The organism is Psychrobacillus sp. (assembly GCF_056205495.1).
Window position 1 is genome coordinate 1 of record NZ_JBAEAP010000160.1, and the last position, 10,107, is coordinate 10,107.

A 10,107-nucleotide genomic window follows, 5' to 3' on the forward strand; every position below is an offset into this window, starting at 1 on the left:
TATTAAAAATCACGAATTTAAATACATTTTGAAATAATTAATTAACTCCATCTATAAATATAAACAAACATCCGTACCCAGAACTATTACAGATATATTGCAGGTGCCTGGCACCTGCAATATATCTGTAATCAAACCTTAAATATCTGAAAATACTGATATTTAGTTGTAAAATTTTAGATTAAAAGTATAATATTAATAATCATCTACTTAAAATGACAATTATATTATTGTTTTTAATTTTGAAAACGCTGTCATTGAGATGATAATAATCCTTTGGGGGGAGAGAAAATGAAGAAGAAAAGTTTTAGCATTATTTTGTTCGTCACAGTTTTAGCACTTTTTATGGCTGGATGTAGTGGGGGTAAGCCAAATATTGCAATTGGGCCACCCGCTAGTGAAACTAACTCTGTTTCTAAGCTAATTTTAGATGCATATGGAATTACAGAGGATGATTACAAGGCTTATCAGGAAGGATTCGGAGATGCTGCTGATGGTGTTCAGGATGGGAACATTGATATTTCTATTGGTATTCTTGGCCTCCCTGCCGCTAGTATCGAGAGCTTGCAGAATTCTGCCGGAGATGTAGTAATGATGAGCTTATCTGATGATGCGATTTCCTATATTGAAGAGAATAGCGGCTATAGACGTCACACTATACCTAAGGACACATACGACTTTTTGGATTCAGATGTAGAAACAGTTACAGCGTACGCTATTTTAATGGGAAGCACGGATACGATTGATGAAGATCTTGGGTATGAGCTAACTAAGATCATGATTGAAAATGCCAGTGAAAATACACATGCTCAGGCAAAGCAAATGATTCTAGAAAATGCTCTAAACGGCGCTGAAGGACTTCCAATTCATCCTGGAGCTAAACGTTACTATGAGGAACAGGGTCTTACTGTAGACAATCCGGTTGCTGAGCTGACTGCTGACAAAAGCAATCGAAAAAATGATTTTATACTAGGCACCGGAAGCCAAGGTGGCACTTATTATCCACTAGGTGGAGAGATGGCGAGCATTTGGAACAAACATATAGAAGGATTTAACTTAACTAATACAGAAACTGGAGCGTCTGTAGAAAATCTATCCAGTATTCGAGACGGCAACATGGATTTAGGAATGTCTGTACATGTGCCAGCATTACAAGCAGTAAATGGTGAGGCTGCATTTGAAGGACATGAAGTTCCAAACGCCGCTTTTATTGGTCATATTTATCCAGAGGTTATTCAAATTGTTACACGTGAAAGCTCAGATATTAAAAGCTTAGACGATGTAAAATAAAATCGATGTATAAATAAATCCAGTTAAAGATGAGGTGAGGCAATGAAAGATCAGCAACCTGTAAATGCGCAAGAAATATTGGAAAAATACGATAAAGAAAATCAATTCCGAACAAATATTGGAAAGTGGGCATGGGTCGTTACCTTTTTAGGTGTAGCCTTAACCGTATTCCATCTATATACTGCCTACTTTGGAACTCTGCCCACCCAAAAACAAGGGGCTGTCCATGTAGGAACTGCTCTCGGAGTTATCTTTCTTTTGTATCCATTCAAAAGAAGTTTAATTAAAACACAAAGGAATATCCCGTGGTATGACATTGTACTTGCCTTTACTGCGATGTATGTGACCTATCATAAAATATTCTTTTTTGATTCAATATTACAGAGCAGAATTTCCGGATATAGCATACCTGATGTAATTATCTCCATCCTTGGGATTCTTCTCGTCCTGGAAGCGACCAGAAGAACGGTTGGCTTACCAATCGTCATAGTGGCTTTAGTAGCCATACTTTATGCTATCTTCGGAAATTTTGTCCCTACTCAAATCCTTTCACATCCTGGATTTTCGATTGAGCGAACCGCTACTGCACTTTGGTACAAAGAAAGTGGAATCTTTGGCACCCCAGTTCAAATTTCAGCAAAGTTTATATTCCTCTTCCTATTCTTTGGCGTAATGCTCGTACAAACAAACGTAGGGAAATTCTTCAATGATTTAGCCTTTTCCTTAACAGGAAGATATACAGGTGGTACAGCAAAAACCGCAGTTGTAGCTAGTGCACTGCAAGGAACTATATCAGGAAGCTCCGTTGGTAATACGGTGGCAACTGGCTCCTTCACCATCCCTATGATGAAAAAAGCAGGATTTAAGCCGGAATTTGCTGGTGCAACTGAAGCTGCTTCATCTACAGGTGGTCAAATTATGCCTCCTATGATGGGTGCAGCCGCGTTCATTATGATGGAGATATTAGGTGTATCCTACGGGGCTATCATGATGGCTGCTATTATTCCAGCCATTCTCTATTTTACAGGTATTTTTATCGGCACTCATTTTGAGGCAAAAAAACTGAAGATACATGGATTACCTAAGTCCCAATTACCTTCTTTTACAAAGACGATGAAACGGAATTGGTATATGCTTTTACCACTTTTCGTAATTACAGGAACCATTATTTACGGATTTACTCCGCAGCGTGCTGCACTATTTGGAATAGTCGCTGCCTTTCTAGTGAGCTTAATACGCAAAGAAACAAGAATGTCCCTTAAAAAGACTATACATGTTTTAGAGCAAGGTACAAGAGTTGCTCTCCCAGTTATAGCAGCGGTAGCTACCGCTGGAATTATAGCTGGTATTGTAAGTATGACAGGCCTTGGCTCCAAATTTGCTGCTGGAGTGATAGCCCTATCCAATGGTTATCTAATTCTTGCTCTCATATTCACTATGATAGCTTGTATTGTATTAGGAATGGGTTTACCTACTACAGCAAACTATGTAGTTACTGCTACTATTGCTGCTCCAGTATTAATAAATGAATTTGGAGTAGCTCCAATTGCTGCTCATATGTTTGTATTCTATTTTGGAATAGTCGCAGACATCACTCCGCCTGTCTGTCTAGCAGCTTATGCAGGGGCAGGCATTGCCGGCGCTAATCCATTTAAAACGGGTATGAACGCAGTCAAATTAGCCATTGCAGCCTTTATTGTTCCATTTATCTTTATCTATAATCCAATTTTAGTAATGGTAGATGTGGAACCGATCAGCATGATACTATCCTTAGCTGGTGCTTTAATTGGGATGGTTGCGGTAAGCAGCTCCATGATTGGCTATTTCATTAGATATTCAAGGTATTGGGAGCGATCCGTCTTATTTGTAGCCGGGTTAATGCTTATTGTTCCTGAGATTTTAAGTAGTGTGATTGGACTCGTGCTTATCATAGGAATTTGGTTCATACAAAAAAGAAGAACAGACGATGAACTTGAAATGGAAAGTCCAAGGTCTAGTCAAGCACTGTATTAATTAACCCTTTAATTTTCAGAAGAATATGTTATATTAATTAGTAACTAATATCGAAGGGACGATGGGTGGACTATGATTTTGTAATCTTATTTCTCGCTTAATATTGCTGCTTAACGCAGAAAAATATTTTTAGCTAAAACGGAAATAGGATGAGTCTGCCCATTTTTCAAATCAGATCAATGAATTACTGCAAACATTTTGTAGTTATTTTTTGTCGTACATTTAAATGGCAGCAAAATCCTTCCGTCTATAATCGGAGGGATTTTTTTAGTCTCTCCAACAGGGAGGAAATGTTATGACAATACAAGGAAGAATAGTAAATCTAAGCATTACACATGGTCATAAAGAAATTATTAAAGATATAAAAACAGATATACCTTTAGGCGCTGTAATAGGTATTGTAGGGAGAAATGGTGAAGGCAAATCTTCGCTTCTGTCCGTCCTTTCAGGCGAAGCTCACCCCTCTTCTGGACAAATCGAATGGATAGGAGCTCCTCCGACCATTAGCTACTGCAAGCAAGAGGACGATAATTTCTATTCAACTGATGTGGAGAAGGATGAATGGACTTATATGAGCAAGTGGTCTGTACCCCTTACCCTTTCTTATAATAGTTTAAGTGGTGGAGAAAAGATGAAAAAAAGACTAGCTAAAGTTTTTGCAGAAAGGTCTCACTTACTTTTACTTGATGAGCCTACTAATCATTTAGACCAAAGCAGTCTATCCTTTTTAAAGGAGCAAATAGCTACCTATCCCGGAACCATTATTTTAGTCTCTCATGACCGTTACTTTCTAGACCAAGTAACAAATTATATATGGGAAATAGAATATCAAAAACTAACTCCTTACAAAGGAAACTATTCTACCTACCGCAAAAGAAAAGAAGAAATACTCCTTACTCAACAGAGAGAATATAACGCGCAACAATCAAAAGTACAACTCGTAGAAAAACAAATTGCAGAGTTAAAAAAATGGACTAATAAGGCTCACGCTGAGTCTACAAAGAAGGATGGATATAAAGAATATTTCCGAATGAAGGCAAAGAAAAAGGATGTTCAAATCCGCTCTAAACAAAAACGACTAGAGCTAGAGCTTTCTAAGCATCGGGTAGATCGTCCAGTAGAGGAAAAGGAAGTCAACTTCTCTATTGATGGGAATAAAAAAAAGGGAAAACGCATTCTAGAAGCCAAAAATTTAAGCAAATCCTTTAATGCTAAAACTCTTTTCCAAAATACCTCCTTTACTATTCAATCAAATGAACGCGTTGGTATTATAGGTGCTAATGGAAGTGGTAAAACAACCTTCTTCCGGATGCTTATAGGAGAGGAACCCTTTGACGGTGAGCTTTGGAAAACGGATTCGATGAATATCGGCTATTTACGACAAACTGTATTCGACCTTCCGAATGAGCAGACCCCCTCTGACTTTTTTGCAACCACAGATTTCGAAACAAGAGGGATCATTCAAACTCTGATGACCAACTTGGGATTTTCAAAGGACCATTGGCTACGTCCCATTTCTACTATGAGTATGGGTGAAAGGGTAAAACTCAAGTTAATGGAGTTCATGTTAGATCAAAAAGATGTACTTATTTTAGATGAACCTACAAATCATCTCGATTTACCCTCTCGAGAGCAGCTAGAAAAAACCCTTTCCACTTATCCAGGTACTATTTTACTTGTAACTCATGATCGATATTTTTTAGAAAAGCTAACCAACAAGCTACTTATATTTGAAAATAAGAAAGTCCAGAAAGTCGAGATGACATACAATGAGTGGCTCCATAGAGAAGAAGAAAATGAAGTCGAAAAAATTCTCCTGACTTTAGAAACAGAGCGTCTTGCCATTTTAGGTCAATTAAGCTACCTTCTACCTAAGGATTCCAAGTACGCCGAGTTAGATGAGCAATTTAATTTACTGACCCAAAAGATTAATAAGTTAAAAACCAAATAACACAAAAGAGAATGGGACGTAACACTCCTCAAAATAAAATGTATGTTTTCTGTTACGACAGAAGCTTTCGGAGGGCACGGCTTCAATCTCCTTGTCGCCGTCTCCCTACCAAACAATAAGAGAGATGCTTTACAAGAAATCAGCTGATTTAAAAGGAAATAAGGACGTGAAATCAAGTTGTTGTTGATTTCACGTTTTTTAATTTATTGACTAGTTATTTCTCAGCCACTTTTCAAAAAATTTGTCGATTTCCCGGGAAATAGGTCATTTAGTTCTAAATTAATTTACATTAACTGAAAATCAACATATAATAATAGAAATCCAATCAGAAAAGTAGGTTTTAAGATGAAGACAATTCCAAAACCCCTTGTTATGGTCAACCAGTGGTCAATAGTAACCTCCGTAGTCATAGCGCTCCTTACTCAATCAGCATGGATTTTACTTATACCATTAATCGCTAATCTATCCAGTTTATTAATTGGATTTCACCCTATCTTAGCTATAGCTAAAAGGTTTTTAAAGAAGCCTGGTAGTGAATACATCCAAGAGGATTATGATCAGCTAAGATTTAATCAATGGCTTGCAGTTGGCTTTTTAGTTGTAGCTAGTATTAGCTTTTTCCTAAAGTGGAGCATTTTATTTAATATTGCAACAGTCATGGTTGGCTTGGCAGCATTTGTGGCTATCTTAGGGTTTTGCATAGGTTGTTTCTTTCGTTTCCAATATCAGCAATGGAAATATCGTAGAAATAACTCTGCTACCCATTAACAATGAAAAAGAGAAGAACTATTTCATGGTCACAGTTCTACTCTTTTTTATTTTGACATTAACGATTAACCAAAGCACAAAGAGTATCTTTACTCTTCACCATCCCGGTCATGAGTTACGGTTACAAGAACTGGTTTATCCACGATTGGTTTTCCCCTTTCTTTCCAAGGCCATACGTTATAGCAATGGCTATGAGAAGTACAAAGAGTACCCCTCCAATGAAAGAAATGGATATTGTATTCCAATTGTAATTCTTACTTCCCGCATACTCTCCGTCATTATTTGCTTTCACGTATATCCCTAATTCTGATTCAACTGCAATAGCTACCTCTGGATCTACTTCCACTATTTCATAATATTTAGTTCCTTTCGGAAATGTATTAGAAAAGTTACCTGAATACGTTCCTTCTCTATCTGAGTATTTTGTTACATGTCCAATCTCCTTGCCTATTTTCTCCACGTTTTCTTCCGTAATTATATACACGTCACCATCCCAAACTACAAACTGATAAGCCCAGCTTGCCATAGCTGGGCTTAGGATGACGAAGCTGCCTAACAGCAGAATTAAAGCACAAATGAAGGATTTTCTCATTTCCCTTTCTCTCCCTTTTACCAATTAGACGCTCTATAACTTGAACGGTTTCTCCTTTTAGAAATTTAAATAGGAGTACTCCTTATTATCTTGATAAATGCTCAGCACATGGGGTATCACTGATATCTAAGTTGCTTTTGAGCACCTTAAACCTCATTTTTGGTATGTTTTATCAAAATATAAATAATATTATTTAATTTTATCTAGCATAAGGTAAAAACCTATATATAGAATACTCTTCAATATTTGTTACTTTTTGGGAATAAACTCTATTAATAGAGTATCATAGATATATATAGTTCAATTTAGTTTATACAAAAGAACAAAAAGACAGGAGGTAGATGTTTTGTATCAAATTGCACAATTAGGAGTATTATATAATCCAATACTAGCTGTAATTATTTGTGTAAACCTAGTCTCTATCTTGCATAAAGTTAGAGACAACGAGGAAACTTATGTCAATACGATTGTAATAAGTATATGTTTAGCGATTATCCTATTTTCAATTACGGCATTAGCTACCTAATTATAACTATGTAGAGCGTCAAGAGGACAGGCGATAGTTCTATAAAATTAGATATACCAACAGGAACTTGGAAAGACCACGTTTATATAAAGTATTTATGCAAATTCTTCATATAAACGTGGTGCAAACCCTTATTAACAGTTCTTTCAACTTGGTTACTTCATTTGGTCTATCATCCGAGTTTGTGTAGGTTGAAGAAAGCTCTTTCCATAAAAAAATCCTCACTCCAGTTTCCTGATGTGAAGATTTTTTGATTTAAGCTAATTCTACATTATGATAGACCTGCTGAACGTCCTCTAGGTCTTCGATAGCATCAATCATTTTTTCAAATTGTGCTTGTGCATCTGCATCCAACGCAATGTCATTTTGTGCAAGCATTGTAAGCTCAGAAATTGTAAATTCCTCAACTCCTTCTGCTCTTAAAGCTTCTTGTACAACATGGAATTGATCTGGCTCTGCGTATACGATGACCGCGTCGTCTTCTTCCAAGATGTCACGAGCATCCACATCAGCCTCCATTAGGATTTCTAATACCTCGTCAGCTGTTTTTCCTTCTAACCCAATAACTGCTGTTGCATCAAACATGTAAGATACGGAACCACTAACTCCCATGTTGCCGCCATTTTTACCAAATGCAGCACGCACATCAGAAGCAGTACGATTTACGTTATTTGTTAATGCATCTACGATAACCATTGATCCACCTGGACCAAATCCTTCATAGCGAAGCTCGTCATAGCTTTCCTCAGATCCACCTTTTGCTTTTTCAATTGCTTTATCAATAATATGTTTTGGTACACTGTAAGTTTTCGCACGCTCTAATACAACCTTTAACGCTTGATTGGAGACGGGATCAGGTTCACCTTGTCTTGCTGCAACGTATATTTCACGACCAAATTTGGCATAAATACGACTAGTATTCGCATCCTTGGAAGCTTTCTTTTCCTTGATATTATTCCATTTACGACCCATAAAGTCCCACTCTCTTTCTCCTATTGTTTTCGTACTCTAGAATTCTACTGTGTTATTATACATTAGATTCCTTATAAGTAGCAAAAATTAATACATTAACTTCCATCCCCTTTATACCCATTGCCCCTCTATATAGTTCCCAAAAAGTAAAAAAGAGTCGTACCATTTCTCGGACAAGACTCTTTCAACTATTTATTTTGTTACCCTTCTGCTATTACGGCTCTAACTGTCTCTCTTAGTTTGGCTGTGACAGATTGTAAACTTTCTAAGCTTCGTTCGAAGGGTCTATCCTGATAAAACTCTGCAAATTGTTGCCCCTCATACCTAGGAACGACATGCATATGATAATGAGTCAATTCACTAAACACACCGCCATTTTGACTGATCGTAATTCCATCTGGTGCATACAATCTTTTAATAGCCTTGGAAATAAGGCGAGAAGCATCCATTATAGAATAGGCAACCTCTACATCTAAGTCATCGACATCTTCATAATGCCTTTTCGGAAGTATAAGTACATGCCCATTATTAAAAGGCTCATGGTCTAAAAAACAGGTAAGGTGATCATTTTCAAATATAACGAATACCTCTTGTTTCTTATTGGCTAATGTGCAGCCTATGCATTCTATCATGTAAAATCCTCCCTATAACATTTTTTCTAAAACAATTTTATGTTTACCTTTATGACTAATAAGCGTTTCTTTAATATCAAAACCAAACTTAATATTTAAAACAAGCATCTCTCTTTTTTCGTTCCTTGAAATAGTGCGAACTTTTGTATAACCAATGGACTTTACCAGTTCGTGTTGTCTACGCATCAGTTCTTTTGCTATTCCTTTTCCTCTGAATTCCTTGTGTACCCCACCAAGCCAGCTATAGAATGTTCGATTTCCGTAATCATAGCCAATTTTAAATCCTACTACTCGTTCAGCATCTTTTGCTACAAATACTATTAAGTTACTTTTCTCCTTTAGCTTTTCCGTCTCTAGCTCGGCTCCCTCAAACACATGCTTATGAAGCTCTAAAACTCCTAAAAGTGTTTGAGTGTCTGGCACTCCTTGAGAATAATTATAATTCATTTTAACTTCCTCCTGTGATTGAAGCAGGTCTTTGTGGTCATATATCTGTTTATACTTATATTGTTATTTTCATCCATAGCCACTATATAGTCAAATTCTTCGAAATCTTTATTCTTCTATGAAGGTCTTCATAAGATATTAACCAACTTTAGTTCACAAAATATTGTTATAATTTTTAAAAAAGGTTAGGTGAGGAGTGTACATGCGAAATAGAGGGTCTACAATTATCTTGGAAAAGGGGAAAGTTGCCTTAATTAAAAGAACAAAACCTTTAGTCACCTATTATGTCTTTCCTGGTGGGGGAATCGAGGAAGGGGAAACCCCCGAGGAAGCAGCTATTCGAGAGACATATGAAGAACTAGGAGTACATGTTCGTATCCAGCGACTTTTTAAAGTACTACCTTACAGCGGAACTCAATATTATTATATAGCCGATATTATAGGAGGTACCTTTGGTGCTGGGAGTGGGGATGAATTTAAAAGTCCTTCTCTCGAGAAAGGGAGCTACGAGCCTATGTGGATTGACCTTAAGGATTTGTCTTCCTACGATGTTCGACCAAAAGAAATTGTGGAAGCTATTCTTGCCGACTAAACCAGTCCAAGGAAGGCAAAAAAACACAAGTATAGAGTGAATGTTTTATGATACATGCAGGAGAGAGTAAGCTGGAGGGATAGAATCGATTCACAAGTGTTTTCACTCTTTATAAAGACTGCGCAAGTTTCTTAATAGAGTAGTTAAAATTTTGTGGATGAATCCATATATTAAAAAACTGCTACCTTCTTTTGATGGAAAGAAGATAGCAGTTTTTAAGTTGTTGGCTAATTCTATGAGTAGAAATTATTTGTTAAGTTTATGCAAATATTATTTGTTTATTTAGAAGCGTCTTGTTTTTAAACTAAAGATCCGCCAGTTTTT

10 protein-coding genes are annotated in these 10,107 nt (G+C 36.8%); 6 read left to right on the forward strand and 4 right to left on the reverse strand.

What is annotated here, in order from left to right:
• Positions 1-291 precede the first annotated feature (291 nt).
• From AC06OU_RS04760 to AC06OU_RS04775, 4 genes are all read left to right on the forward strand, one after another.
• The gene (locus tag AC06OU_RS04760) at positions 292-1,290 is read left to right on the forward strand and encodes a TAXI family TRAP transporter solute-binding subunit (RefSeq protein ID WP_475854312.1); all 999 of its coding nucleotides are present in this window, start codon (positions 292-294) and stop codon (positions 1,288-1,290) included.
• Positions 1,291-1,332: 42 nt separating this feature from the next.
• Complete coding sequence (locus tag AC06OU_RS04765; protein WP_475854313.1) at positions 1,333-3,303, forward strand: TRAP transporter permease; 1,971 nt, start codon at positions 1,333-1,335, stop codon at positions 3,301-3,303.
• Positions 3,304-3,598: 295 nt separating this feature from the next.
• A complete protein-coding gene (gene abc-f / locus AC06OU_RS04770; RefSeq protein ID WP_475854315.1) occupies positions 3,599-5,254 on the forward strand; it encodes a ribosomal protection-like ABC-F family protein in 1,656 nt (551 codons plus the stop codon).
• A 345-nt stretch (positions 5,255-5,599) separates the two neighbouring features.
• Entirely contained in the window at positions 5,600-6,022 is a 423-nt protein-coding gene (locus AC06OU_RS04775) for a DUF4395 domain-containing protein (RefSeq protein ID WP_475854317.1), read from the forward strand.
• A 121-nt stretch (positions 6,023-6,143) separates the two neighbouring features.
• Here AC06OU_RS04775 and AC06OU_RS04780 read toward each other — a convergent pair whose 3' ends face one another.
• On the reverse strand, positions 6,144-6,614 hold the full coding sequence (locus AC06OU_RS04780; RefSeq protein WP_475854318.1) for a hypothetical protein: 471 nt from the start codon (positions 6,612-6,614) through the stop codon (positions 6,144-6,146).
• Positions 6,615-6,960: 346 nt separating this feature from the next.
• Here AC06OU_RS04780 and AC06OU_RS04785 point away from each other — a divergent pair, with 346 nt between their 5' ends.
• Complete coding sequence (locus tag AC06OU_RS04785; RefSeq protein ID WP_475854319.1) at positions 6,961-7,140, forward strand: hypothetical protein; 180 nt, start codon at positions 6,961-6,963, stop codon at positions 7,138-7,140.
• Between the two features lie 255 nt (positions 7,141-7,395).
• Here AC06OU_RS04785 and AC06OU_RS04790 read toward each other — a convergent pair whose 3' ends face one another.
• From AC06OU_RS04790 to AC06OU_RS04800, 3 genes are all read right to left on the reverse strand, one after another.
• Positions 7,396-8,112 (reverse strand): YebC/PmpR family DNA-binding transcriptional regulator, encoded by a 717-nt coding sequence (locus AC06OU_RS04790; RefSeq protein WP_475854320.1) that lies wholly within the window; start codon positions 8,110-8,112, stop codon positions 7,396-7,398.
• 200 nt (positions 8,113-8,312) lie between these two features.
• Entirely contained in the window at positions 8,313-8,744 is a 432-nt protein-coding gene (locus tag AC06OU_RS04795; protein ID WP_475854321.1) for an HIT family protein, read from the reverse strand.
• Positions 8,745-8,756: 12 nt separating this feature from the next.
• Positions 8,757-9,191: a GNAT family N-acetyltransferase gene (locus AC06OU_RS04800; protein ID WP_475854323.1), complete on the reverse strand. Its 435-nt coding sequence runs from the start codon at positions 9,189-9,191 to the stop codon at positions 8,757-8,759.
• Between the two features lie 202 nt (positions 9,192-9,393).
• On the opposite strand from AC06OU_RS04800, the gene AC06OU_RS04805 reads away from it, so the two are divergent.
• The gene (locus tag AC06OU_RS04805) at positions 9,394-9,783 is read left to right on the forward strand and encodes an NUDIX hydrolase (RefSeq protein ID WP_475854324.1); all 390 of its coding nucleotides are present in this window, start codon (positions 9,394-9,396) and stop codon (positions 9,781-9,783) included.
• Positions 9,784-10,107 lie beyond the last annotated feature (324 nt).

Excerpts from the sequence above, each read along its gene's own strand:
- AC06OU_RS04760 (WP_475854312.1), top strand. The coding sequence starts at position 292 with ATGAAGAAGAAAAGTTTTAGCATTATTTTGTTCGTCACAGTTTTAGCA.
- AC06OU_RS04790 (WP_475854320.1), bottom strand. The coding sequence starts at position 8,112 with ATGGGTCGTAAATGGAATAATATCAAGGAAAAGAAAGCTTCCAAGGAT.
- AC06OU_RS04795 (WP_475854321.1), bottom strand. The coding sequence starts at position 8,744 with ATGATAGAATGCATAGGCTGCACATTAGCCAATAAGAAACAAGAGGTA.
- abc-f (WP_475854315.1), top strand. The coding sequence starts at position 3,599 with ATGACAATACAAGGAAGAATAGTAAATCTAAGCATTACACATGGTCAT.
- AC06OU_RS04800 (WP_475854323.1), bottom strand. The coding sequence starts at position 9,191 with ATGAATTATAATTATTCTCAAGGAGTGCCAGACACTCAAACACTTTTA.
- AC06OU_RS04775 (WP_475854317.1), top strand. The coding sequence starts at position 5,600 with ATGAAGACAATTCCAAAACCCCTTGTTATGGTCAACCAGTGGTCAATA.
- AC06OU_RS04780 (WP_475854318.1), bottom strand. The coding sequence starts at position 6,614 with ATGAGAAAATCCTTCATTTGTGCTTTAATTCTGCTGTTAGGCAGCTTC.
- AC06OU_RS04805 (WP_475854324.1), top strand. The coding sequence starts at position 9,394 with ATGCGAAATAGAGGGTCTACAATTATCTTGGAAAAGGGGAAAGTTGCC.
- AC06OU_RS04765 (WP_475854313.1), top strand. The coding sequence starts at position 1,333 with ATGAAAGATCAGCAACCTGTAAATGCGCAAGAAATATTGGAAAAATAC.